The following is a 23,936-nucleotide window of genomic DNA, read 5'->3' as shown; positions in this document are numbered from 1 at the left end:
CGCGGCCAGTTCCGCAGGCGCGCCAGCGCGACCGCACCGCCCAAAATGGCGCTGACAGAGGCGCCGACGCACCGATCCCTACGCAGGTCCGGCGACGCCCGAGACGCAAGTCCGACAGGCTGCTAGAATCCGACGAAGCGTCGAGGCGCCTCGCTGATGACGCCAGCCTGATCACCGCCGATCTGCAGGATGGCGAGGCGGCGGTCGGCATAACCCTCCGGCATCAACCGGAACAGGCCGTCGCGACCGAAAAAGCCGTCGGGGTTGGTCAGCCAAGCATCCGTCGTCCCCCTCGCGNNTCCCCGGTTGCGGACGAGAACGGCAGCCAGCGCGGTGGAGTCGTAGCCGAGGGTGGCGAGGCGCGGCGGCTGCTTGCCAAAGAACTGCTGATAGCGGTCGGCGAACTCGATGCGAAAGCTGGGTTCAGGGGCAGCGATCCAGGCGCCGGCCAGCGAGGCCTCCTTGGCCAGTGCTGGCTCGTCCCAGGCGCCGGTGCCGAGCACGCGTACGTGATCCGGCCCGAGCCCCTTCGCCGCCAACTGGTTTGCCAGTTGCCGCAACCGTTCGCCGCCATCGGCGATGAGCAAGGCATCAAAGGGTAGCGGCGGTGGAGCGGCTGCATCCGGCTGGCCGGTGGGCTGGGCTCCGGCCACCGGCGGCGCCGGCAATGGTTGCGGTCCTGTCGGCTGCATCGGCCGAATGCGATCGATGATTAGGGCAAAATTCGTCGTCTTCGGATCGTAAAGCTCGACCCGCACCAGGACCAGATTGCGGTCTTTGGCCGTTTTCCTGACCGCGGCGGCGACTGTATCGCCATAGGTATCCTTCGGACCCAGCAGCACGAAGCGGTTGGCGCCGTTGTCGGCGGCGTAGGTCATCACCCGCTCGACTTCCGTCTCCGGGGTGAAGCCGATGACGTAGACGCCGTCACCGCCCACCTTGCGGTCGCTGGAGAAGGAGACCACCGGCACGTTTGCCGCCTTGGCCACCGGCCGCACCGCCCGCGTCGATGTGGCCAGCAACGGCCCGAGGATGAGCGACACCTCGCTTGCCACCGCTCGCTTCGCCGCTGCCTGCGCGCCGTCCGGCGTGCCAGCGGTGTCGTAGGGGACCAGTTGCAGGTGGTCGTCGGCGACGTCGAACAGCGCCATCTGCGCCGCGTTCAGCATTCCCTTGCCGATGTCGCCAAGTGTGCCGCTCAATGGCAGCAGCAGTGCCACCCGCACGTCGCCCGGCTGCAGGGCAGGCAGGTCAAGCCGCTCGGCCGGCCTCGCCTCGGCGGGCGGTGGGACGAGGATGGGCACCCGCTCGACCACCTCCGGTGTCTCCGAAACCGGTGCCGGCGGCTGGCGGACGACCACCGGCGGCGGTGAAGGGGCTTGCACTGCCTCCTTCGACTGCAAATGATCGCAGCCGCACACCGCGAGCACAGCGAGGGCTAACGATGACCAAGCGAGGGCGGAACGAAAGCGAGAGAAAAGCCGTGCGGGCATCGCAGTCTCGTCAACAGGCTGTCAGCGTTTCGCCAAGCGCGGATCCGACATTGGCCGCCGACCTTAGTCGGTCGGATGACGCGAGTAAACCGGTGGCAGAGCCAACGGACGTTGCGGCAAAGCCGCCCTTGCCAGGCGGCCTCTATCTCGTCGCCACCCCGATCGGCAACGCCGCCGATCTGACACTCCGGGCGCTCGCTACTCTTGCCGAGGTGGATGCGATTGCCTGCGAGGATACCCGCGTGACCGCCAAGCTACTGGCGATTCATGGCATCACTCGGTCGCTCGTTCCCTATCACGAGCACAACGAAACGAGGATGGCGCCGCGTCTGATCGAGCGAATCGCTTTCGGCGAGCGGATCGCCCTCGTCTCTGATGCGGGTACGCCGCTCGTCTCCGATCCGGGGTATCGGCTGGTGACCCAGGCGATCGCCGCCGGGGTGCGCGTGGTGCCGATTCCCGGTGCTTCGGCGGTGCTGACGGCGCTGGCCGTCTCCGGCTTGCCCACCCATCGCTTTCTGTTCGAAGGCTTTCTGCCGATGCGATCGGTGGCCAGACGCCGTATCCTCGAACGTTTGAAGAGCATTCCCGCGACCCTTGTCTTTTTTGAAGCGCCGCATCGTCTTGCGGTGGCGCTGGCTGATTTGGCCGAGGTGCTTGGTCCGCGACCGGCGGTGATCGCGCGCGAGTTGACCAAATTGTTCGAAGAGGTCACCCGCGGCACCCTGGCGGATCTGGCAGCGCAGCAGCAGGCGGCGGAACCGCCGAAAGGGGAGGTTACCATCGTCGTTGGGCCGCCGCTGGCCGAGCTGGAACCGCTGAGCGAAGCGGAAGTGGACGATCTCATCCTCGCAGCGCTTGATGAACAGGCACCGAGCCAGGCAGCGGCGACGGTGGCGACGGCAACCGGCCTGCCGCGGCAGCGGATTTACGCCCGGACGCTGACCATCGCCGGGCGGCGGGCGTGAGCAGGCGTGACGTTCTCCCTGCGGCAAAGCGCCAGGACGCCGAGCGCTACGGCCGTGCCGCCGAGGCGTTGGCGGCGATTTATCTGCGGTTGAAGGGGTACCGGATCATCGCCCGCGACCTGCGCACGCCGGTGGGCGAAATCGACCTGATCACGGTCCGCGGCAACGTCATCGCCTTTATCGAGGTAAAGGCGCGCTCGGTCGACGCCGACGAGGTGCTGTCACCGACACAGCGGCGGCGCATCGTCCGTGCCGCCGAATTGTTTCTTGCCCGACGGCCCGCATTCGCCGCGCTGGATGTTCGCTTCGATTTGCTCCTGGTCGGGCGCCGCCGTTGGCCGAAACATCTGCGCGCTGCCTTTCGCGCCGACGACTGAGCGCTTTGACGGCGGTTGCTGCGGAACGGCCTTGCGTCGCCGTCCACGCCCGCCTCAAATAGCACCGTTGCCGTTAACCGCGAGGACGCGAACGCCATGGGGCTCACCGTAGCCATCCAGATGGACCCGATCGAAAGCATCAACATCGATACCGACTCGACGTTTGCCTTGGCGCTGGAGGCACAGCGGCGTGGCCATGCCCTCTATCATTACCTGCCAGCGAATTTGGCCTTCTCGCAGAGCGGACTCTACGCCGAGGCGCGCGCTCTTACCGTGCAGCGGGTTCTGGGCGATCATTACCGGCTGGGCGAAGCGGAGATGATCGATCTGGCGGACGTGGACATGGTGCTGATGCGCCAGGATCCGCCCTTTGACATGGCCTACATCACGGCGACCCACCTGCTCGAACACGTGCATCCGCAGACCTACGTGGTCAACGATCCCTTCGAGGTGCGCAACGCGCCGGAAAAGCTGTTTGTCACCCGGTTTCCCGATCTGATGCCGCCGACGCTGATCACCGCCGACCGGGCGCAGATTCGCGCCTTTCGCGAGGAGCATGGCGACATCGTCATGAAGCCGCTCTATGGCAACGGCGGCGCCAACGTCTTCCACGTCACCCCCGACAACGACAACTTCAACGCGCTGCTGGAGATGTTCACCCAGCTCTACCGCGAGCCTCTGGTGATCCAACGCTATCTGCCGGAGGTGCGCCAGGGTGACAAGCGGGTGGTGCTGATCGACGGCAAAGCGGCGGGAGCGATCCGCCGGGTCCCGCAGCCGGGCGAAGCGCGCTCCAACCTGCACGTGGGGGCGACGGCGATGCCGGAAACACTGACCGCCCGCGATCAGGAGATCTGCGAGGCGATCGGTCCGGAGCTGTCGCGGCGCGGGCTCGTCTTCGTCGGCATCGATATCATCGGCGACTACCTGACCGAGATCAACGTCACCTCGCCCCCCGGCATCCAGGAAATCGGTCGCTTCGACGACGTCGCGCTGGAAACTGGCCTGTGGGATGCCTTCGAAGCACGCTTTCACGCGAGCCGGTCGTAGCCGCCGCGGCCTGAGCAGAAGCCAACCCTGCAACGATTGCAAAACCTACGGAGGGCAGCATGTCGAGTGAAGGTCTTCACGCACCACGTGAGCGGCTGAGCAAAGAAACCATCGCCATGCACCAGGCGATTACCTCACTGATCGAGGAGCTGGAAGCGATCGACTGGTATCGCCAGCGCGCCGATGACTGCGATGATCCGGAGCTGAAGGAAATTCTTCTGCATAACATGCACGAGGAAATGGAGCATGCGGCGATGGTTCTCGAATGGATCCGTCGCAACAATCCGCTATTTGCCCACGAACTGCAGGACAACCTGTTCAAGGAAGGCAAGATCGCTGGCCAGCACTGAGGCGTTAACATTGGCGACGCGGTGCAGGGAGCGTAAGGGTTCCAAGCACCGCGTCGCCGCATGGCGAACGAGGCCCGAGGTTTTCAGCGGCTACTAACGCAACGCCGATGCCCCCAAGGGTCGGTTATTTAGGTCTTGATCGAATATGGCTAGATCAGCGGCGTTGATAAAGCCATCGCCATTGAGATCAAAGCGTGGACCCCACGTTGGCGCAGGCCCGTTTCGCGGATCGCCGAATTTGGTCCCCATATGCTGCAGCACCAGTTTGCCGCGATCGACGTCGTTGACAACTCCATCGCCGGAGAAGTCGCCGTCGCACCGGTTGCCGATCTTGTTACCGTCGCTGTCCTGTTGATCCGCATTGGCAAAGGTGGAGCAATTGTCGACGTTGTCCGGCACACCGTCGGCGTCGCTGTCGGCAAAGTCGGTGCAAACGTCGTCCCGGTTGATCCAGCCGTAGATAAGCTTCGTGCCGCTGGGATCGATCAGCTTTGTGCCAAGCGGCGGCATCTGGTTCGTGTCACGCCGGTTCATACGTAGATACACCAATGACTTTTGCGGCTTCTTGACGGTAAGCGGCATCGCACCGGTAACACCCAGATCGCCAGCGGAAGGCGCGACGTTGCAGGCATTCATCCCACTTGTGGTCGTTGTGTAGCGGAAGTCGAGACTGGCCCGCGTTGGGCCGTTGGGGCGATGGCAGCCGGAACAATTAGCATGCAAATAGCTTCGCGCGCGCAGCGTGTTGGAAACAGAGGAGTTGCTAAGATCGGCCAAGGTTGGCAGGTCCGCAACCGCGGCCGGCAGGGGNGCATCGAACATGCCGATTGCCGCCCAGCTCGACAGCTCGTTGCCGAAGCGGCCAGTTTGCGTATAGGCGGTGGGGGAGATGTGGTTCAGCTGTAGAATTTCGGGGCCGAGAGCAAAATTGGCCGCTTCCGTGTGGCAGACAAGGCATTGCGCTTGTGATGGAAAGCCCCAGTCAATGTAGCTGCCGGAGTCGGTTTTGACGCTCGCTGTCTTGCCTTCGGTTGGCACGAGATCGGCATCGGATAAATCGGCCCGCCATGCATAACTGTATCCTGCCCAGCTGCCATCGGTGTGGTGTTTGAGTAGACGCGTTTCGTGTGGTTTGCCGTTGAAGGAGAATTCCTTGATCAGGACGCTATCCACTGGGAACTGGAAGTCGCCGTCAGCACCAATAGTAATTTTCCCGTTGTCGGGTAGCGCAACCCAGCGTTGCTTTGCCGCACCATCCGACCACAGGGGTGTCGCCACCGTATAGGGGATGGCGGCAGCGATGACCTGCCGCGGATTGGCCGGATCGACGCAACCGGTGGCCGAGAGCAGCGCAGGTGCCGCGACGGATGCAACATTCCCCGAATCCGGCACAAGCTTGAGTATCTTCGGGACGACAAGATGGCCAACGATGCCATAAAACTCGCCATCGCGGTCGACAAAATGGCTGGTGAAGGTCGGAGCGCCGCTGATCAGGTTATTGCCATCCCACGTTTGCGTTTGCGCGTTTTTCTTGAGATTGATGATGATCTGACGCTGAAACACCGAGAATAAGTAATTGCCGGTCAACGTCGGGATGGCCGTCCCACGATACACATAACCACCGATAACGGCAGCGGGCTGTGACTGATGCAGAACTTCGTAAACGGGCGCGTTATACGAAGCCGTATTGCATTGGCCAGTGACACGGCAATTGAAACCTTCTACCGCTGGCCAGCCGTAATTGCCACCCTTGACGATGATGTCAACCTCTTCGGAGATGGCGCCACCTACGTCACCGACCCAGAGTGTCTTGGTGGGGGTATCGAAGGAGAAGCGCCACGGATTGCGCAAGCCAAGGGCGTAGATTTCTCCCCGGCACGTGGCGTTGCCAACGAAGGGATTGCCGCCGGGGATGGTGTAGGCGGCGGTGGTGTTGACGTTGAGGCGAAGAATTTTTCCATGCAGGTCAGCGCAATTCTGTGCCGGGCTAGTGGTCGGACCACTGCTGCCGTCGCCGGAGCCGATATAGAGGAAGCCGTCAGGCGCGAATTCGACTTGGCCGAAATGGTGATTGACCGAGATGTTTTGCAACTGGGAGATGATCAATTTCTCGCTCTGGCGATCGAAGGTCGTGCCATCGCCTGATGAAGTATAACGAGCGACATATGAGGTCGCCGCTGCTTCATTGGCCTGCCTTCCGTTGTAAAGCAGAAACACATACCCGTTCGAGGCGAAATCTGGATCAAATGCAAAGCCGACGAGTCCCCACTGCTCGGAGCCGCCGGTGGCGTAGGCATTACTGCCCGACAACACACCAATTTTATCGCTGATGTCGAGCAGAAGCTTTGGCGTTCCGTTGGGCGCAACAAACGTATAGAGCTGCCCAGCACGGGTAATAAAATACCATCTGTTTTGGTCTACTGGCGACTGACGCAAGTCAAACGGCTTGTATGTCCAAATCTGTGTAAACACATCTTGAAAAACTGCTGTTGTAGGTGGCGGAGAACCGGCAAGACATGTTGAATTAGATGGCCGTGTATCGAGACCGGATAGCGGATCTGCGTACACAGGAACAGTAATAAACGCGATTTCGGCAAAGCAAAGTAAAATAATAAAAGTAAAATATTTTATGTTGTTATAAAATTTACGCATCTTATCAATCAAAATAGAGATCATTGATAACATAGTCATTACACCTTCTCACAAAAACTCACAAATATGTACACAGATGTTGCGATGCGCAATTTTTGATTGTGTATCGCCTCATTCGCCATATTTAATTAAGGATTCTCTTATGATAATGGCGAAAATATGGCCGGCCACCGCGCGCAAAGGTACTTCGCAGTAATTTGTCGTAGTTTTTACATCCGTCGTAAGTATGTTGCAGATTTTTACAAGTTAGCTTTATTGCCTCCGGCAATTTTCCCCAGTTAATATTCGCTTGCAAGTGCGTGGGAAGCGGTAGAGTACGCTATACGTGGCCACATCGGGCTAGATCGCGCTCGCGATGTTGCCAACAGGTCGCGGTATGCTGGGAATCGCCGCTTTGTTCGCTTCAAGCCATCCAAAGCTGGAGTGAATGTTGTCGCCGGCGATTGGAACCAACCGCAGCTGAACGGTCAGCAGGCGCGGATCGTGCCAGTATCGAAGGCGCGGCTGTAGGTGCGGCGATGGTGGTGGCCAAGCCTGGCCGGGGGTAGTTGGCCGGCGTTCAGGCGGCTGGGCCGCGTGCCAGCTGTCGCTTCTGCAACACCGAGGCGGTAATTACACCCAGGGTAACCAGGCCGATCAGCACCGTGGAGATGGCGTTGATTTCCGGCGTCACGCCGAGGCGGACCTGACTGTAGATACGCATCGGCAGCGTCGTCGCTCCGGGCCCGGTGGTGAAGCTGGCGATCACCAGGTCGTCGAGGGACAGGGTAAACGCCAGCAGCCAGCCGGAGACCAGCGCCGGGGCGATCACCGGCAGGGTAATGACGAAAAAGGTCTTCAGCGGCGTAGCACCCAGGTCCATTGCCGCCTCCTCGAGCATCACGTCGAAGGTCAGCAGGCGCGACTGGACGACCACCGAGACATAGGCGGTGGCGAAGGTGGTGTGGGCGATGATGACCGTCCACATCCCACGGTCCCAGTCGAGCGAGACGAACAGCAGCAGCAGCGATAGACCGGTGATCACCTCCGGCATCACCAGAGGGGCGAAGACCATGCCGGAGAACAGCACCCGGCCGCGGAAGCGGGTGAAGCGCACAAGGGTGATCCCCGCCAGGGTGCCAAACACCAGCGCCAGCGTCGCCGATGTCATCCCCACCCGCAGCGTGACCCAGACGGAATCAAGCAGCTGCGTGTTGGCCAGCAGCTCGCTGTACCATTTGAGCGAGAAACCACCCCACACGGTCACCAGTCTTGATGCGTTGAAGGAGAAGAGGATCAGCAGCAGGATCGGCAGATAGAGAAACGCAAACCCGAAGGTGAGCGCCAGAATGGTGACCGGAGTGAAGCCGGGCCTCACGACGATGTGCCGCCGGTTTGGGCTGCCTTCGCCTGCTGCCTTTGGAACAGCATCATCGGCAGGACAAGGACGACGAGCAGCACGATGGCAACCGCGCTCGCCAGCNGGCCAGTCACGGTTGTTGAAAAATTCGACCCACAGGGTGCGGCCGATCATCAGCGTGTCCGAGCCGCCAAGCAGGTCGGGGATGACGAATTCGCCGACGGCGGGAATGAAGACAAGAAGACAGCCGGCGATGATTCCCGGCCGGGCGATCGGCGCGGTAATGACCCAGAAAGCCTTGACCGGGGTGCAGCCGAGATCGATCGCCGCCTCCACCAGACTCGCATCCATCTTCTCGAAGCTGGCATAGATCGGCAGGACCATGAAGGGCAGGTAAGAGTAAACGATGCCGATATACACCGCGATATTGGTGTTCATGATCACCAGCGGTTCGCTGATCACGCCGAGTGCGAGCAGCAACGCGTTCAGCAGCCCTTCGTTCTTGAGGATACCGATCCAGGCGTAGACGCGAATGAGGAAGGAGGTCCAGAAGGGCAGAATCACCAGCATCAGCAGCGGCAGCCGCCATCCCGTTGGCGCCTTCGCCATCCCGTAGGCCATCGGCAGGGCGATAAGCAGCGTCAACAGCGTTGAGATGCCGGCGATATGCAGCGAGTTGAGAAAAGCCCGGACGAACATGTCGTCTTCGGCCAGCGACAGGTAGTTGGATAGGTTCAGCCGGATGTCCAGATACTGGTTGCCTGCGTCCTCCGCCATCGTCAGCAGCGGCGTGTACGGTGGCTGCGCCAGCTGCGGTTCGGAGAAACTGAGCTTGAGGACGATGAGGAACGGTACCAGGAAGAAGATCAGCAGCCACAGGAAGGGGCCGAGGATCACCAGCTTGCGCCCGTGTCGTTCCAGCCAGGCCGTGGCCCGGGCGAGGCCACCCCACAGCGATAACGGCGGCATGGTCTGATCGAGAATTTCCAGGTAGCTGGTCTGCGGCCCGGGCGAGATGGACGCTGCCGGTGGCGGTCGGCCCTGATCGGTGGGAGTGGGGGTCACAGCTGCCTCACGCGATCAGAATGACGCTGGCGGCTGGCGGCCACGACAACCACACTTGGTCTTCCCAGGTGATCGGCCGCTCCACCAGGCGGGAGCGGTTGGCGGCGGTGACCTTGACTTTGGCGCCGGTTACCAAGCGGACGTAGTAAACCGACATGTTGCCAAGATAGCCGATGTCGTAGACGATGCCGGAGATACAATTATGGCGAGTTTCCACCGGCAGCGTCTTACTGATCTCGATCTTCTCCGGACGAATTACGGCGTAGACCTCCTGGCCGCCCAGGGCATCAAGGCCACGATCGGCGAAGATCTGACAGCCGGCTTCCGGCGAATCGACGGTCGTGTGGTCTTTTCCCGCATCAATGACCCGGCATTCGAAGACGTTTACGTCGCCCAGAAACTGCGCCACGTAGAGCGAGTTGGGGTATTCGTAGACCTCGCCCGGCGTGCCGATCTGTACCGCGCGGCCGCGGTCCATGATTGCCATTCGGGTGGAGACGGTCATTGCCTCGTCTTGGTCATGGGTGACGATGACGAAGGTCAGGCCCAGCGATTCCTGAATGTTGACCAATTCGAACTGGGTCTCTTCGCGCAGTTTGCGGTCGAGGGCGCCGAGAGGTTCATCGAGCAGCAGCACCTTTGGCCGTTTGATCAGCGCCCGGGCCAGGGCGACCCGCTGCTTTTGGCCGCCCGAGAGCTGATGCGGCTTGCGCCGTGCCAACTCGCTCATCTGCACCAGTTCGAGCATCTCGGCCACCCGATGGGCGATTTCGCTGCGCGGCACCGCCTCCTGGCGTAGGCCGAAGCCTACGTTCTGCTCCACCGACATATGCGGAAACAGCGCATAGGACTGGAACATCATATTGACGGGGCGGCGGTAGGGCGGCACCTCGGACATGTCGACGCCGTCGATCTCGATGGTGCCCGAGGTGGGGGTCTCAAATCCGGCCAGCATCCGCAGCAAGGTGGTCTTGCCGCAGCCGGACGGCCCGAGCAGGGCAAAGAACTCACCCTTGTAGATGTCCAACCACACATCATCGACGGCAACAAAGTTGTCGAACTTCTTCACCACATCGCGGATCTTGATGAACGGCTGCGCGGTGGGGTCCCGCCAGGGAGCCGGCTGCAGACGGACTTCGGCCGCCCGAGCGTCGCCAGCTGAGCCGTTCACGCGTGCCGGTTCCAGTCCCGTTGCCATGCTGCCAATCCGCTTGGTTATCCGACGGTATTTACTTGGCNNCGACTTTACCGATTGCCAGATGCGGGTCACCACGCGCTGCACCTTCTGCTCATAGGGGGTGACCAGGAACAGCCGCTGCATCACTTCGGGTGGAGGGTAGACGTTGGGATCGTTGAGCAATTCAGGATTGACGAAGGGCTTCGATGCGGCGTTGGCGTTTGGATAGCCCACATAGTTGGTGGCCTTGGCGATGACCTTCGGCTCCATCAGATAGTTGATGAATTTCATCGCCGCTTCGGGATTGGGGGCATCCTTCGGCATCGCCATCATGTCGAACCACATCTGCGCCCCTTCCGCCGGGATCGCATAGCGGACCTTGACGCCTTTCTTCGCTTCGTCGGCGCGCATCCCTGCCTGTTTGGCGTCACCCGACCACATCACCGCCAGGCAAATGTCGCCATTGGCAATGGCGTTGATGTTCTCCGACGAATGGAACTTGCGGATGTAGGGGCGGACTGCCATCAGCGGTGGCGTGGCTTTCTCGAGAACCGCCGGGTCCTTCGAATCCGGATCAAGCCCAAGAAACTTGAGCGTCGCCGGGATCATTTCGTCGCCGGCATCAAGCATGTAAATGCCGCAGTCGGCAAAGCGCTTGATGATCTCCGGATCGTAAATGAGCTTCCAGGAGTTGGTGGGTGCGTCCGCCATCCGCGACTTGATCATGTCAGCGTTGTAGGCGATACCGGTGGTTCCCCATAGATAGGGAACGCCATATTTGTTATCGGGATCGTAGACCGTCAGCCGCTGCATCAGCTCGGGATCAAGGTTCTTCCAGTTCGGAAGTTTATCCTTGTCGAGCGGACGGAAGATTCCCGCTTTGATCTGCCGGGCGAGGAAATTGCCGCTGGGGAAAACGATGTCATAGCCGGTCTTGCCAGCCAGCAACTTGGTCTCGAGAATATCGTTGGAATCGTAGACGTCGTAGACGACCTTGATCCCGGTCTCCTTCTCGAAGTCCTCGAGGATGGACTTGTCGATATAGTCCGACCAGTTGTAGACGTGCAGCACCTGCTGCGCCGCGCCAGCGACACCGCTGAGCGATAGCATAAGCAGGGTGGCGATGGCGATGAGCTGGAAAAGCCGTCGCATGGTCCGCTCCCGCGTTAAAGATAGAACGGCGGCCGAATGAGGCGCGGAAGGTAGCGTGTTCCACCCCTTCAAGCCAAGGCCTTTGGCCATGCCGCAAGGCGGTGGCGAGAAGAAGCGCCTGCGCTTGACCACTGGCGCGCGAACGACTATCCGAAGTGCACCAATGACGTCGGAATCGGGGAAGTAACGACGAGATCGCAGGGAGTAATAGGAATGTCGAAGTTGCTGCGGGAGTTTCGCGAATTCGCCGTGCGCGGCAATGTTGTGGACATGGCGGTTGGTATCATTATCGGCGCGGCGTTCGGCAGGATTGTCGGCTCGCTGGTGGACGATGTGGTGATGCCACCGATCGGCTGGCTTCTCGGCAAGGTCGATTTTAGCGACCTTTACATCAACCTCTCCGGTGAGGCGTATGCATCGCTGGCGGCGGCCAAGGAAGCCGGCGCGCCGGTGATCGGCTACGGTGTTTTCATCAACACCATCATTCACTTCGTCATCGTCGCCTTTGCGGTGTTCATCCTGATCAAGTGGATCAATCGCCTGCGTGAAATGGCGGGCGAGCAGATCGCCGCCGAACCGCCGCCGCCGTCGCGCGAGGAGGTCTTGCTGACCGAGATCCGCGACCTTCTCAAACGCAATCCGAGGTAGGAGCATCATGGCGGAGCCGGCTTTGTCGTTTGGCGACGTTGACGTCGCCAGCTGTGAAACCCGTTTCCAGGGCTATTTCCGAATCGATAGCTACCAGATCCGCCACCGCCTGTTCGAGGGCGGCTGGTCGGAGATCATGATGCGGGAGATCTTCGAGCGCGGCCAGGCGGTCGCCATCGTCCTCTACGACCCGGAACGCGACGTCCTCGTGCTGATCGAGCAGTTTCGCCCCGGCGTCTATGCGGCCGTTCGCACCGGCCAGGTAGACTCCGTCGACAGCCCGTGGCTGATCGAGATCGTTGCCGGCATCACCGGACCTGACGAAGCGCCGGAAGAGGTGGCGCGGCGTGAGGCGATGGAGGAAGCGGGTTGCACCGTCGGCCAGTTGGAGCCGGTCTGCCGCATTTTCGCCAGCCCCGGTGGCAGCACCGAAACGGTCAGCATCTTCTTTGCTATGGTTGACGCCCNNCCTGCTGCCGGTGGTGTGCACGGTCTCGACCACGAGCACGAGGATATCCGGGTGATCCTCGTCAACCCGGACGAGTTGTACGCCTGGATGGACGCCGGGCGGATCGTCAACGGTCCGGCACTCCTGGGTTTGCAGTGGTTCCGCCTCAACGCGGCGCGCTTGCGCAAGGCTGGTGCCGCGGCGTGAGATTTCGGCACCGCCGCGCGAGGTGTCGGCTGCGGCTTGACCTGGGCAGCGATGCGACGTATGTCAACGGCTTCCTGGCGGGGCCTCGCGGTCCCGCCACCGTTGTTTATGGAGTAACGCAACCATGGCAAGACGTTGCCAGATCATGGACAAGGGCGTGCTGACCGGCAACAACGTCAGCCATGCCAACAATAAGACGCGGCGTCGGTTTCTGCCGAACCTGCAGGTGGCTTCGTTGATGAGTGAGGCGCTCGGCAAGCCGGTGCGGCTCAGGCTGTCGATGCACGGGCTCAGGACCATCGACCATCGCGGTGGTCTCGATGCTTATCTGCTGGGGGAACGGGATGCCGACCTCAGCGTCGAGCTGCGGCGGCTTAAGCGCGAGGTGGTTGCCGCACGGAACGCCGCCAGCGCCTGAGGCGATCCCTCTGCAGCGATTCCCCGAGGTCATTCCCAGAGGTAATCTCACTGGGATTATCACCGCTGACCGGGCGCCGGCAATCAGTTGCCGGTGGCCGCCGGCAACTGGACCCAGGGGGAACAACGGGCGTAATCCGCGCGCCACCGGCGGTGAGCGGCGTGTCCGCGGTCGGCTGGAGGAATTCGAGGCGCAGCAGGGCGATCGCCAGTTGATCACAGCCGGAGCGGATTTCACCGGCTTCGCGCTCACCGGCGAAAATGGGGGTTCCCGGCGGCGGTAAGGGGCCTTCGACGCGGACCGGCAGCATCCGCTTCTTGACTAGGCCACGGTAGCGCATACGCGCGGTCAGCTCCTGGCCCATGTAACAGCCCTTCTTCCAGTCGATGCCGTTGAGATCGTCGAAGCCGCACTCGAGCGGCAGAGACTTCTCCAACGTCATGTCACGGCTGCCATCCGGCAGGCCCAGGGTGAGNCGCAGCCGCTCGTAGGCAAGGGTNTCAGCAGCAGCAAAGCCTGCCGCTTCCAGGGCAGCGACGCAGTCCGCTGCCGGCAGGATTGCCCGAAGGCCCAGCATTGGCAGGCGTGGATCGACGAAGGCAACGCCGCTGGCAAAGGGACGCGCCTGGCCAGGTGCGTCCGTGAGTCCGAGTGCTGCGGCTGCGCCGTTGCCCCACAGGGCGGCGACGGCCAGATCGCTCGCCTCGGCGATCGTCACCCGCGAGCGCAATTTATAAAGGCTGAGGCGACGGCGGAGGTCGGCGGCCCGCTCCCGCTCGCAGTCGATCAACAGGCGGCCGTCGGTCTCGGCGATGAAAAAATCGTGCAGATATTTGCCCTGAGGCGTCAGCAGCGCGGCGTAGATCGCCGCCTTGTCGCCGACCCGAAGCACGTCATTGGAAATCAGCCCCTGAATGAAGGTGGCGCGATCCTCGCCGCTAAGGGCGACGATGGCTCGGGCGGGGAGCAGGGCGAAGGCGGGTGACGTTGCGTTCAAGGATGGCATGGGCACCGATCACCGTTAGGCGGGGACAACATTCTATCCTCTCAGGTGCACTGCAATCGCCGCGATGGCAAGTCCGGAAGCTGTCGCTGCGGCCATCTCTTTACTGGCCCGTGGCGCAGGCCGGCGGAATAGACCGGAAGATCGGGTGGCGGTGCGCCAGACCATTCGGAGGCGCTCATGGGGTCATCTGGGCGTTAAGTCCAGTGGGCGATTTGGAAATTTGGGCGATTTGAAAATTCTAGAGAGGGGATTATCATGACACTGTGGTTAAACGAGGGAGGGTTATCCCCATGAGCCTGCAGGAACGGATCGACGCGCTGAAGGCCAAGCACCACGCGCTTGAGCGTGCGATTGAGGAAGAAAACAACCGCCCACATCCCGATGACATCGAAATCGTCAGGCTCAAGAAACAGAAACTACAGATCAAAGACGAAATCGCCGTTCTCGCGGCAAGATTAGCGCTCCAGCCTTGGCTGAAGCGGGTGCGCGGTCTGCTGCGCAGGCGTTTTCTGGCTAAGCAAGGCATCGGGGCACCGACGGCGGCAAACGTCGTCACCTGCGCCGTCGGCGCACCGAGTCGCTCCTTAATGCACGCTCTTTCCCGCCGAAATCGACTCTTATTCCTCTCCGCAGGTCTGCGCCTGAAGCGCGAATCGCGCTGTCGCTGAAAGTCAAATTCCCCGGTGTTGCCGATAATCGGGCTTTGCAAAGTGCGGTCTTTTCGAGGACACTCGCCGCAAATCCGACTGAGTTGCGGCGAACTGGTGTCGCGTCGGGTCAACACGAACAGCCCAAACATAGGGGAGGACCATGACCGGAAAATATCAAAAGGTGTTCGAAAGGTCGATCACAGACCCGAACGGATTCTGGGGCGAAGCTGCAGAGCAGATCCACTGGTACAAGCGGTGGGATAAGGTTCTCGACGACTCGAAAAAGCCATTTTACCGGTGGTTCACCGGAGGCGAAACCAATACGTGCTATAATACCCTCGACCGGCATGTGGAGGCCGGGCGTGGCGATCAGACCGCTGTCATCTACGACAGTCCGGTAACCAACACCGTTCGTTACTACAGCTACCGCGAATTTCGTGATCTGGTGGCGAAGTTTGCCGGTGCGTTGCGGAAGATGGGCGTCGGCAAGGGCGATCGGGTCATCGTTTACATGCCGATGGTTCCCGAGGCGCTCATCGCCACCCACGCCTGTGCCCGCATCGGTGCGGTGCATTCGGTCGTCTTCGGAGGGTTTGCCGCCAACGAATTGTCTGTACGCATCGACGACGCCACGCCGAAGGTCATCGTCTCTGCGTCCTGCGGCATCGAGGTGGCGCGTGTCATCCCTTATCAACCACTGATCGAAGCCGCCATCGAACTGGCTGATCACAAGCCGGACAAGGTGGTCGTCCTGCAACGGCCGCAACATGAGTGGGCGTTGAAGCCGGGTCAGCTCAATTTCTATGAGGAACTGGAGAAGGCGAGCCCGGTCGAGTGCGTTCCGGTGTTGGCGACCGACCCACTCTATATTCTCTATACCTCCGGGACCACCGGTCAGCCGAAAGGCGTCGTCCGTGATAACGGTGGCCACCTCGTCGCGTTGAACTGGACGATGAAGAACATCTACAACATCAACCAGGGCGAGGTCTTCTGGGCCGCCTCCGACGTGGGTTGGGTTGTCGGTCACTCCTACATCATCTACGGGCAGCTGATTTACGGTGCGACAACGGTTGTTTACGAAGGCAAGCCGGTCGGCACCCCAGACGCCGGCGCGTTCTGGCGGATGATCGAGCAGCACAAGGTGAAGTCGCTGTTCACCGCACCAACGGCCTTCCGGGCGATCAAGCGTGAGGACCCCAACGCCGAACTGATCAAGAAGTACGATCTCAGCAAGTTCGAAATCCTCTTCCTTGCCGGCGAACGCACCGACCCGGATACGCTCGAGTGGGCACAGAAGTCGCTCGACGGCCGGCCGGTCATCGATCACTGGTGGCAGACGGAAACCGGCTGGGCAATTGCCGCCAACTGCATGGGTATCGAGTACCTGCCGGTGAAGCCGGGCTCGCCGACCAAGCCGGTGTGCGGCTGGAACGTCCAGGTGCTGGACGAGAACTGCAAGGAACTACCGCGCGGCCAGCAGGGCTCGATCTGCGTCCAGCTGCCGCTGCCTCCGGGTACGCTGCCGACGCTGTGGAACAATGACGAACGGTTCCTCAAGTCGTACGTGACCGACTTCCCGGGGTACTACAACACCGCCGATGCCGGGTTCATGGATGAAGACGGCTACGTCTACATCATGGCGCGCACCGATGACGTCATCAACGTCGCCGGCCACCGCTTGTCCACCGGCGCGATGGAAGAGGTGCTGGCGCGGCATCAGGATGTGGCCGAATGCGCCGTCGTCGGTGTCGCCGACAACTTCAAGGGGCAACTGCCGGTCGGCTTCATGGTGCTGAAGGCGGGCGTCACCCGTCCGCACGAAGAGATCGTCAAGGAAGTGGTCAAGATGGTGCGCGACCAGATCGGTCCGGTGGCCGCCTTCAAGACGGCGACCGTCGTCGATCGCCTGCCGAAGACCCGCTCGGGCAAGATCCTGCGTGGTACCATCCAGAAGATTGCCGACAACGAACCGTGGAAGATGCCGGCAACCATCGACGATCCGGTGATCCTCGACGAGATCAAATCGGCGCTCGAGACCATCGGCTACGCTGCGGCGCGAAAGGAAACGGCGGAGTCGGGTGCGGCCTAGCTCCGCGCGTCGATTGCCTTGAGTGAATGCGGGCGCGGGGGCAGATCCCCCGCGCCCTTTTTTGTTGCCGGTCGCAGGTGACCGTGCCACGACGGAGGCGAAGGGCGATGCTGACGATCTCGCTGGAGAAGATCTGCTTTTTGATCATCAAGGCGCGCGAGTTCGACGCGAAAATGGAGCCGGAGGTATCCGACCCTGGCGACAATCCCATCGACGACGCCGATCGTGAGGTGCTGTTCGATTACCCCGACGATCCGACGGTGGAGGAGATCCGCGGTCTGATCGAAGGCCTGAATGAGGACGAACTTACCGACGTGCTGGCGTTGGTCTGGCTTGGCACGGGCGACTACGATGAAGATGAGTGGCCGCAGGCGCTGGCTGATGCGCGCGAAGACAAGGATAGTCGGCGGGTCGAGGCGTTACTCAGTATTCCACTGCTTGGGGATTACCTGGAGGAAGGATTGGCCGAACTCGGCTACTCCTGCAAAGAAGTCGATCGACGCCACCTGTAGTTTGGCATCGGGGCGACGGCAGCAGCGAACTGCCGTCTCCGCTCAAGACACAGTCGATTCCGCCGGGCCACGGACGCTGCCGCTGCGGGCGCGGGCGAGATCCACTTCCTTCTCCAGTTCCGTCTCGCTGCACAGACCGAGCGAGACCGGATTGCGTGGCTTGATGTTGGCGGCGTTCCAGTGGGTCCGGTCGCGCACCTTGTCGATCGTCGGCTTGGTGGTGCCGATCAGCTTGCACACCTGACCGTCCGAGAGTTCCGGGTAATTCTTCAGCAGCCAGGCGATGGCATCGGGCCGATCCTGACGCTTGGCGACGGGCGTGTAGCGCGCCCCCTGGCGCGGGCCTGAGGGATGGGAATACGTTTCTCCGCCNGCGCGCAGGCGCAACGACGGATCGCGACCGCAGCGATCGATCTCGGCCTGCGTCAGTTCCCCCGCGGCAATCGGATCTCGGCCCTGCATGCCGGCTGCAACCTCGCCATCCGCAATCGCCTGCACCTCGAGGCTGTGCATCGCACAGAACTCGGCAATTTGGTCGAACGAGAGCGATGTATTTTCGACGAGCCATACGGCCGTCGCTTTTGGCATCAGCGGAATAGACATAGTCGGTAAGACTGCCCTTTGTCGATTGTTGGTTTGGATGCACAGCGTTCTGCGACACCGGCACAGGTCTTAGGGGTGAGATATAATGCGTCCTTGGCGCCAGTGAAAGCGCAGACGATCCAACTTAGCGAAAGGCCAGCGAGCAGATATCGCTCTGGAGCAAACAAGGTGGCGGTTTTGGCAACGTATGTCAGTATTAACGTTGGAAGCAGCCACCGCGGAAGGTTGGGAACGATGCAGGAAGAAGAAAACGAGACCAGCAAAGTCAGATTACAACCTATCAATCTCGAAGTTTTGTCGCAAGAGGCGTTGCGTGAGTATCTGATTACCCTTGAGAAGGAGATGGTCCGCGCTCGCAATATGCTCGCAGCAAAGGATGTAGCCCGTGCTAGCGCGGAAGCACTGTTCCGCAAATAAGTGCCGGCAGTAAAGACGGGCATCGTTTCCATGATGCACAACCAAAAGTTACTATTTCCCTAAGGAAAAAGCAGCCTTGAGTATCGAAATTTTTGAAGAAATCTCTTGATGCGTGCATGGAGAAAAGGTATACAGAAGATGTCCCGCGAGCGTCCATGTGTAACCGGTATCGGACCTGAGGGAACGAAGCGCCGGTTTCACTTTGACCTCCTCCCTATCCAACTCACGCCGCCCCTCTTTTGGGGCGGCTTTTTTGTCTGAATGTCCGTATGGACTTCCCAGAGCTGGCCCACACCCTGGCCGTGTGGGGACGCTCCCGCCATGCGCTAACAGGCACGGCCGTAGATGCCTCCGCCAGCGAGCGAACCGGATGGGCAGGGGACGATCCGATCCCGCATGATTCGAGTTAGCCTGCGGCGGATGCTGGGTGCGTAGTTTGATCGCCACCGGCGGCGACTTTGGCTGCTGAGGGGCGTTTGGCGGGGGCCGCGGCGGTTGCCTTGCTGCCGTCGCATTGGTCCGCGCGGTTGCCAAAGATCAACCGCCTGGGCCCGATGTCAGTCGGCCACCCTCAAACACCATCACGCTTCGCCGGCGCTGGTCGCAGCCAGAACGGGGGAGACTGCGGACTGGTACCGCTGTCCGCTACTCGTCGCACCGATCGAGGTGCAGCGACATGCGCCGATCAGGACGCAGCCATGCTAGGGCGGGCGAGGAGATGGACCATCAGAAAGAAGAAACCGCCGCCGGCGCCATGGCAGCGACGGTTCGCCGGGCTAGCTCTTGAGGCCGAATGCGCTGAACTTTTTGTTGAACTTGGCCAACTGGCCACCGCTGTCCATCAAGCGATGCACCCCCGTCCAGGCGGGGTGCGTCTTCGGATCGATGCCCAGCTTGAGTACGTCACCTTCCTTGCCCCAGGTGGACCGGGTGGCAAAGGTGCTGCCGTCCGTCAGCTCGACGGTAATCGTGTGGTAGTCGGGATGAATATCTTTTTCATAAGTCCGCTCCTGCTCGAACCGCGCTATATAGCGACGCTCCCGCCTGACCGCAACGATATGATTGACACGATGTGGCGTGGTGGTCACGCGTTGCAGCAACTGCGCCCCGTTTATGACGCAAGTGCAATGCATTCGCGCCCCGCATGTTGCAACTGCGAGCAGCGCTGCCTATCTGTGAGTAGTGACTGCGTTGAGACAGACCATTGAGGTCGCATCATGCTAAATGCCTTACCGATTTTCCTCGGTGACCTGGGGGTATTCACCCAGCACCACGCTACCGCCGGCTTCGCTGTCCTGGTTTTTGCCTTGCTGGCCGGAGTGCCACGCGCCCTTGTCTGGCTGTTGCCGGACCTGCAATAGCGGCTGATGGCAGCGCCGGCGACGGCGCCACCGATTTGCCGCCACCTTTGCCACCGCATTCGCATTAAAATTGCCGAGCCAGTTCCGTCCGCGAAGACCGAACCCAGCGGCGCTCACCTGTCGCTGAGTTCGCACCGTGCGGCGATACGCTGAGCGCATACGGCAGCGAAAGCGCGCATCGGTCACCGGCGCCTGACCGTCGCCAAGGTATGCACGCCGGAAGACAAGGCGTCAGTGTTTGCTCAGGATTGGCCTCCTTGACTGCTGATGACGCCTATCCGCCGGCAGCGACGGAGGGCGGGGTGCGAACCGTCTCAAGTAACCGGTGCACGCCCGCGAGCGGAATCGACAACCAGTCGGGACGGTTCGCTGCTTCGTAGCAGATCTCATAGAGCGCCTTCTCGATCACGAAGGCATCGAGCGCGGCAACAAAGGCCTCCTCCGCCTGCGGCAACGCGGCGCAGTCAGCGACGGTCTCGCGATAAGTCGACATGAAGCGCGCCGATGTTTCGCGTCGCCACTTGGTGATGGCGTCGCGTTCACTTGCCACCCCTTTCTCGGCGTTGGCGATGCTGCCTCGACGAATGAGGGCAGCGCTGCCAGCGTAGTCGAAGGAACGCAGCAAGCCGGCGACATCACGCAGGGGGAAACTNTTCTGCCGTCGCGCCTCCAGTGTGCGCAAGGGCTCACCCTCGAAGTCGAGAATGAAGAAGTTGGTGCCGGCGACGACAACCTGGCCCAGGTGTAGGTCGCCGTGGATCCGTGTCTTCATAATCCCAGTCAATGTGGTTGCTGGAATCGTGGCCAAAGCCTCGATCGCGGGCCATGAGGCAAGGAGCTGCGTACCAAGCGAGCGCGCCTCCTCGCCGAGGGCGTCAGCGTGTACAGCACTCTCAAGAATACGATGCGCTTTTGTTGCGAGTTCAGCGATCTGCCGATTCCAGGTGGCGATGTCGTCCTCGGATGTGGGCTCCGGGGCGAAGGCCGGATCATCCACTGTCAATGCAAAGGCGAGGTGCAACTCTCCGACGCGGCGAGCAAGCGTCGCCACCGAGGCCCAATAGCTCTCATGTGCCGCTTCGTCGTCATAGTCCTCTGCGGAGAGCAACGTCAGATCCAGTTGATTCAGCACTCGCTCGAGATGATCCAGCGTCATTTCCCAGCCATCGCCCTGGTTGCGGACAAACTCCTGCAGCACGGCAATCGCGGTGACACTGCCATCGTCGTCGAGCAATTCGACCGAACCCAACAGNGCGGGGGCACTAGTATAGCCGGCAACACTGGTGAGAAAGTGCCCGATCTCTACTTCGGGATGAATGCCGCTCTGCAGACGACGATAGAGTTTAATTATCATCTGATCGTCAATCAGCATTGACGTATTGCTCTGCTCTACGCCCAGTCGTCGGCAATTGCTGGTGTTCACGTCGCTATAGGCGGTAAGCGCGCCGGTGGAACGGCAAACCAGACGCGCACCGCCGCGGGTTGGCAGCTCGGCACCGCCGCGGATGGCATCGATCAGCAGTCGCGGCAGTTCGTCTGATGCTGTGGCGTCATAGAGCACACCAAGGTGAGAGCCGCGGCGAACGCGGGCAACGACCTGCGCCTGCAGGCGGGCGAGCGGGTCGTCGCTGGCACTCTCCCAGGCGAGGGCCAGCGGCAGGGCGTAGCGCTGTGCTGATGTTTCTTCGCGCGCAACGTTCAGGAACATCAGCACACAGCCATCGGTCTCGGCGGTGAAATCGACGTGATCGGCAATCCCGACCACCGGTAGGGTCTCCCCCTTATCGGCAAACCATCGCTGCAGGGCGATGAACTCCGGTAGNGATGCGTCCGGTCAACAACTCGCAATTGCGCCCGGAAACAAACGGCAGCGGCCCGGCGGANNCAATACCAGCGTCTGGAATTCCGGCAGCGGGGCGAGATACGGCTCATGCCACGCAGGCGCCTCCGTCGCCTCGGCGAGAACGAAGCTGTAGAAGCCGTAGCCGGCAAGGGTGATGAAATAGGGCAGGTCGCCTATGGGCGGAAAGGCGCTGCGACCGAGAATTTCCACCGGCACCCGTCCCTTGAATTCGCCAAGATCCAGTTCCGACGATTGCGGCGATGGCGCGAGGTTGGCGACGCAAAGCACCACCTCGTCCGGACAGAGCCGCAGGTAGGCAAGGATCTTGCGGTTTCCCGGATAGAGCAGTCGCGTTTCACCCCGAGCGAGGGCGCAATGCTGTTTGCGTGCTGCCAGCGCCCGCCGTGTCCAGTTGAGCAATGAGGACGGCTGCCGCAGCTGCATTTCCACATTGACGGTATTGTAGCCGTAAACAGGATCCATGATCGGCGGCAGATACAGCTGCTGCGGATCGGCCTTGGAAAAGCCGCCGTTACGATCGGACGACCACTGCATCGGCGTCCGCACGCCGTTGCGATCGCCCAGGTAGATATTGTCGCCCATGCCGATTTCGTCGCCGTAGTAGAGCACCGGGGTGCCGGTCAACGTCAGCAACAGGCTGGTCAGCAACTCGATCTTGCGGCGGTCACCGCCCAGCAGCGGCGCTAGCCGGCGGCGAATACCGAGGTTGATCCTGGCGTGCGGATCGGCAGCATAAAACTGCCAAAGATAATCCCGTTCCCGCGCACTGACCATTTCCAGTGTCAGTTCGTCGTGGTTACGCAGGAACACCGCCCACTGGCAGGTCTCCGGGATCTCCGGCGTCTGTCGCAGGATGTCGGTGACAGGGTATCTGTCCTCTCGTGCCAGTGCCATGTAGATCCGTGGCATCAGCGGAAAATGGAAAGCCACGTGGCATTCGTCGCCGTCGCCGAAATAAGGACGCACGTCCTCCGGCCACTGATTTGCTTCCGCGAGAAACATCCGGTCCGGATAATGCTGATCGAGCCATGCCCGCAGCCGCTTGATGACCTGATGCGTCTCCGGCAGGTTTTCGTTGTCGGTACCGTCGCGCTCGCAAAGATAGGGAATGGCATCCAGACGCAACCCATCGACCCCCATATCCAGCCAAAAGCGCATGATGCGGGTAATTTCTTCGAAAACCTTCGGGTTGTCGAAATTCAGATCGGGCTGATGGGAAAAAAACCGATGCCAATAGTAAGATTCTGCCTGGGTATCCCAGGTCCAGTTCGAGGTTTCAGTGTCGCAGAAAATGATTCGCGTCCTCTCATATTTCTGCTTTGTCTCACTCCAGACATAGTAATTCCGCCAGACCGATCCCGCTTTGGCCTTTCGAGCGCGTTGGAACCAGGGATGCGCATCTGATGTGTGGTTGATCACGAGTTCGGTAATCACGCGCAAGCCTCGACGGTGCGCGGCGTCGAGAAACCGCCGGAAGTCGCGCAGGGTGCCATAGGACGGATGGACATTGCAGTAATCGGCGATGTCGTAGCCATCGTCGCGCAACGGTGATGGGTAAAATGGAAGCAACCAGACGGCAGTTACGCCAAGATGGGTCAGGTAATCCAGCTTTTCCTCTAAGCCGCGAAAATCACCGATCCCATCATTGTTCGTGTCACAGAACGCCTTAACGTGAAGCTCATAAATAATGGCGTCCTGATACCATGACCGTTCCGCTGGGAATTTTGCTTCCATGATCACGCGTGATCCTTGTCCAAGTATCGTTTCGACCAAGATTCCCTATTTACGCCGCAATACACAGCCGCCGGCTTCGGCGCAGCCGCTGAATGGAAGCGACTGAGGCGGTCAAGCTGGCGATGGGCGCACATCCACGCAACATGTTCCCTCCGAATGATCGCGCGTTCGGATACGGACGACAAACGCCCATTGCGCGGCCACGTTCCTGTCTTGGAGATAGGAATGCAGATGTTGTATTGCCGGGAATTGTTGCATCGACGCACGGTAAAAATGTTGCGCCATTGCCAAACAGCGGGCACATTGGCCTCCTAGACTGCGCCCTGGGACTTAAGGCGACGCGGCTGAGTTGTGGC

The 23,936-nt window shown here is 60.9% G+C and carries 21 protein-coding genes and 1 pseudogene; 12 read left to right on the top strand and 10 right to left on the bottom strand.

From position 1 onward, the window contains the following. Window positions 1–122 precede the first annotated feature (122 nt). Window positions 123–1,493, bottom strand: a complete 1,371-nt coding sequence (locus HQ394_RS08280) for a penicillin-binding protein activator (RefSeq protein WP_223291959.1) — start codon at window positions 1,491–1,493, stop codon at window positions 123–125. A gap of 92 nt (window positions 1,494–1,585) precedes the next feature. On the opposite strand from HQ394_RS08280, the gene rsmI reads away from it, so the two are divergent. The 4 genes from rsmI to HQ394_RS08260 all read left to right on the top strand — a co-directional run bounded on the left by rsmI (window position 1,586) and on the right by HQ394_RS08260 (window position 4,238). After that, complete coding sequence (gene rsmI, locus HQ394_RS08275) at window positions 1,586–2,461, top strand: 16S rRNA (cytidine(1402)-2'-O)-methyltransferase (protein ID WP_223291958.1); 876 nt, start codon at window positions 1,586–1,588, stop codon at window positions 2,459–2,461. After that, entirely contained in the window at window positions 2,458–2,838 is a 381-nt protein-coding gene (locus tag HQ394_RS08270; RefSeq protein ID WP_190262835.1) for a YraN family protein, read from the top strand. The genes rsmI and HQ394_RS08270 overlap by 4 nt, the downstream gene beginning before the upstream one ends. A gap of 96 nt (window positions 2,839–2,934) precedes the next feature. Continuing rightward, the gene (gene gshB / locus HQ394_RS08265) at window positions 2,935–3,888 is read left to right on the top strand and encodes a glutathione synthase (protein WP_190262834.1); all 954 of its coding nucleotides are present in this window, start codon (window positions 2,935–2,937) and stop codon (window positions 3,886–3,888) included. Between the two features lie 59 nt (window positions 3,889–3,947). Continuing rightward, entirely contained in the window at window positions 3,948–4,238 is a 291-nt protein-coding gene (locus HQ394_RS08260; RefSeq protein ID WP_190262833.1) for a ferritin family protein, read from the top strand. Window positions 4,239–4,331: 93 nt separating this feature from the next. On the opposite strand, the gene HQ394_RS08255 is transcribed toward HQ394_RS08260, so the two are convergent. The 4 genes and pseudogenes from HQ394_RS08255 to potA form a co-directional block, all read right to left on the bottom strand. Next, window positions 4,332–6,890: a PQQ-dependent sugar dehydrogenase gene (locus HQ394_RS08255; protein WP_456151566.1), complete on the bottom strand. Its 2,559-nt coding sequence runs from the start codon at window positions 6,888–6,890 to the stop codon at window positions 4,332–4,334. Window positions 6,891–7,449: 559 nt separating this feature from the next. After that, entirely contained in the window at window positions 7,450–8,247 is a 798-nt protein-coding gene (locus HQ394_RS21125; protein WP_407644720.1) for an ABC transporter permease subunit, read from the bottom strand. After that, window positions 8,244–9,198 (bottom strand): annotated as a pseudogene (locus HQ394_RS21120) (ABC transporter permease subunit). Before HQ394_RS21120 ends, HQ394_RS21125 begins: the two are co-directional and overlap by 4 nt. Window positions 9,199–9,301: 103 nt before the next feature. Next, window positions 9,302–11,581: a polyamine ABC transporter ATP-binding protein gene (gene potA, locus HQ394_RS20750; protein ID WP_456151565.1), complete on the bottom strand. Its 2,280-nt coding sequence runs from the start codon at window positions 11,579–11,581 to the stop codon at window positions 9,302–9,304. A gap of 255 nt (window positions 11,582–11,836) precedes the next feature. Between potA and mscL the strand changes: the two genes are divergently transcribed. The 3 genes from mscL (at window position 11,837) to rpmB (ending at window position 13,344) form a co-directional block, all read left to right on the top strand. Continuing rightward, window positions 11,837–12,271, top strand: a complete 435-nt coding sequence (gene mscL / locus HQ394_RS08235; RefSeq protein ID WP_223291957.1) for a large-conductance mechanosensitive channel protein MscL — start codon at window positions 11,837–11,839, stop codon at window positions 12,269–12,271. 7 nt (window positions 12,272–12,278) lie between these two features. Continuing rightward, entirely contained in the window at window positions 12,279–12,926 is a 648-nt protein-coding gene (locus HQ394_RS08230) for an NUDIX domain-containing protein (protein WP_190262831.1), read from the top strand. A 124-nt stretch (window positions 12,927–13,050) separates the two neighbouring features. Next, entirely contained in the window at window positions 13,051–13,344 is a 294-nt protein-coding gene (gene rpmB / locus HQ394_RS08225; RefSeq protein WP_190262830.1) for a 50S ribosomal protein L28, read from the top strand. On the opposite strand, the gene ygfZ is transcribed toward rpmB, so the two are convergent. Beyond that, window positions 13,301–14,350 (bottom strand): CAF17-like 4Fe-4S cluster assembly/insertion protein YgfZ, encoded by a 1,050-nt coding sequence (gene ygfZ, locus HQ394_RS08220; protein ID WP_190262829.1) that lies wholly within the window; start codon window positions 14,348–14,350, stop codon window positions 13,301–13,303. The genes rpmB and ygfZ overlap by 44 nt on opposite strands. A gap of 290 nt (window positions 14,351–14,640) precedes the next feature. On the opposite strand from ygfZ, the gene HQ394_RS20745 reads away from it, so the two are divergent. From HQ394_RS20745 to HQ394_RS08205, 3 genes are all read left to right on the top strand, one after another. Continuing rightward, window positions 14,641–15,018, top strand: coding sequence for a YdcH family protein (locus HQ394_RS20745; RefSeq protein WP_190262828.1), 378 nt, complete (start codon window positions 14,641–14,643; stop codon window positions 15,016–15,018). 142 nt (window positions 15,019–15,160) lie between these two features. Continuing rightward, window positions 15,161–17,089 carry a propionyl-CoA synthetase gene (locus tag HQ394_RS08210; protein WP_190262827.1) on the top strand — a complete coding sequence of 643 codons (1,929 nt, stop codon included), beginning with the start codon at window positions 15,161–15,163 and terminating at the stop codon, window positions 17,087–17,089. 107 nt (window positions 17,090–17,196) lie between these two features. Beyond that, window positions 17,197–17,601, top strand: a complete 405-nt coding sequence (locus HQ394_RS08205) for a DUF3775 domain-containing protein (protein ID WP_223291956.1) — start codon at window positions 17,197–17,199, stop codon at window positions 17,599–17,601. A 42-nt stretch (window positions 17,602–17,643) separates the two neighbouring features. On the opposite strand, the gene HQ394_RS08200 is transcribed toward HQ394_RS08205, so the two are convergent. Beyond that, window positions 17,644–18,204, bottom strand: a complete 561-nt coding sequence (locus HQ394_RS08200; protein ID WP_190262825.1) for a DUF1013 domain-containing protein — start codon at window positions 18,202–18,204, stop codon at window positions 17,644–17,646. 234 nt (window positions 18,205–18,438) lie between these two features. Here HQ394_RS08200 and HQ394_RS08195 point away from each other — a divergent pair, with 234 nt between their 5' ends. Continuing rightward, window positions 18,439–18,621 (top strand): DUF1192 family protein, encoded by a 183-nt coding sequence (locus HQ394_RS08195; protein ID WP_190262824.1) that lies wholly within the window; start codon window positions 18,439–18,441, stop codon window positions 18,619–18,621. 776 nt (window positions 18,622–19,397) lie between these two features. Here HQ394_RS08195 and rpmE read toward each other — a convergent pair. Next, window positions 19,398–19,649 (bottom strand): 50S ribosomal protein L31, encoded by a 252-nt coding sequence (gene rpmE / locus HQ394_RS08190; RefSeq protein ID WP_223292063.1) that lies wholly within the window; start codon window positions 19,647–19,649, stop codon window positions 19,398–19,400. Between the two features lie 189 nt (window positions 19,650–19,838). Between rpmE and HQ394_RS08185 the strand changes: the two genes are divergently transcribed. After that, the gene (locus tag HQ394_RS08185; protein WP_190262822.1) at window positions 19,839–19,982 is read left to right on the top strand and encodes a hypothetical protein; all 144 of its coding nucleotides are present in this window, start codon (window positions 19,839–19,841) and stop codon (window positions 19,980–19,982) included. Window positions 19,983–20,256: 274 nt separating this feature from the next. On the opposite strand, the gene HQ394_RS20740 is transcribed toward HQ394_RS08185, so the two are convergent. After that, window positions 20,257–21,792, bottom strand: coding sequence for a putative maltokinase (locus tag HQ394_RS20740; protein ID WP_317629037.1), 1,536 nt, complete (start codon window positions 21,790–21,792; stop codon window positions 20,257–20,259). A gap of 24 nt (window positions 21,793–21,816) precedes the next feature. Next, window positions 21,817–23,580, bottom strand: a complete 1,764-nt coding sequence (treS, locus tag HQ394_RS20735) for a maltose alpha-D-glucosyltransferase (protein WP_317629021.1) — start codon at window positions 23,578–23,580, stop codon at window positions 21,817–21,819. Window positions 23,581–23,936: the final 356 nt, after the last annotated feature.

This window comes from Defluviicoccus vanus, assembly GCF_014672695.1.
In the GTDB taxonomy this organism is placed as follows: Bacteria; Pseudomonadota; Alphaproteobacteria; order Rhodospirillales; family Defluviicoccaceae; genus Defluviicoccus; species Defluviicoccus vanus.
This window is presented reverse-complemented; position numbering and strand designations above follow the sequence as displayed.

Excerpts from the sequence above, each read along its gene's own strand:
- HQ394_RS08260 (WP_190262833.1), top strand. The coding sequence starts at position 3,948 with ATGTCGAGTGAAGGTCTTCACGCACCACGTGAGCGGCTGAGCAAAGAA.
- HQ394_RS08205 (WP_223291956.1), top strand. The coding sequence starts at position 17,197 with ATGCTGACGATCTCGCTGGAGAAGATCTGCTTTTTGATCATCAAGGCG.
- HQ394_RS08210 (WP_190262827.1), top strand. The coding sequence starts at position 15,161 with ATGACCGGAAAATATCAAAAGGTGTTCGAAAGGTCGATCACAGACCCG.
- rpmB (WP_190262830.1), top strand. The coding sequence starts at position 13,051 with ATGGCAAGACGTTGCCAGATCATGGACAAGGGCGTGCTGACCGGCAAC.
- gshB (WP_190262834.1), top strand. The coding sequence starts at position 2,935 with ATGGGGCTCACCGTAGCCATCCAGATGGACCCGATCGAAAGCATCAAC.
- mscL (WP_223291957.1), top strand. The coding sequence starts at position 11,837 with ATGTCGAAGTTGCTGCGGGAGTTTCGCGAATTCGCCGTGCGCGGCAAT.
- HQ394_RS08185 (WP_190262822.1), top strand. The coding sequence starts at position 19,839 with ATGCTAAATGCCTTACCGATTTTCCTCGGTGACCTGGGGGTATTCACC.
- HQ394_RS08195 (WP_190262824.1), top strand. The coding sequence starts at position 18,439 with ATGCAGGAAGAAGAAAACGAGACCAGCAAAGTCAGATTACAACCTATC.
- HQ394_RS20745 (WP_190262828.1), top strand. The coding sequence starts at position 14,641 with ATGAGCCTGCAGGAACGGATCGACGCGCTGAAGGCCAAGCACCACGCG.